This window comes from Vibrio sp. 2132-1, assembly GCF_033344315.1.
The window spans coordinates 1-589 of the sequence record NZ_JAWPON010000589.1; the positions used below are offsets into that span (position 1 = coordinate 1).

The following is a 589-nucleotide window of genomic DNA, read 5'->3' on the forward strand; positions in this document are numbered from 1 at the left end:
GAGGTACGGAGCAAACTGGATCACGCCTTAGCGGTTCTTGCTGTCGAGGCGCAGCAGGAAGCGGACATGTACTGGAACGCGCACAAATCAGCGCGTGAAGAAGCGTCAGAGGACGAACAAGGGCGTGTCGGTACACGGGTTCGCATTCTAGGCGTATCACTCGTTGCAGAGTGGTATCGCAACAGATTTGTCGAACAAGTTCCCGGACAAAAGAAAAGGGTTCTATCGACACATATCAAGAAGGGTCGCGGTCATGCCTACAGCATGTCGCACTTCAAGAAAGAGCCTGTCTGGGCACAAGAGTTGATCCAGCAAGTTGAAACCAGGTATGCCGTGTTAAGACAACGCGCCACTGCCTTAGCAAAAATTCGCCGGGCGCTAAACGAGTACGAGCGCCAGCTAAACAAGACACATAGCGACGAGGTGTGACAACATGACAGCATCTGTAGCGGCCACTGAATTGGCGAAACTGGGGAAATGTGAAGCGATGATCAAGAAAGTCGCCAGCCATCCGCGCCCTGCCCTGTCAAAGCGCCCACAATCGCCACAGGGGACAGATAGCACCCTTCGGGGTGAGTTCGCTCATTTC

At 53.8% G+C, this 589-nt stretch carries 1 protein-coding gene; it reads left to right on the top strand.

Annotated elements, in window-relative coordinates; all coding sequences use genetic code 11:
- A partial coding sequence (gene mobI, locus R8N47_RS26820) for a conjugative transfer protein MobI(A/C) (RefSeq protein ID WP_318186313.1) occupies window positions 1–429 on the top strand: 429 nt, incomplete at its 5' end.
- Window positions 430–589 lie beyond the last annotated feature (160 nt).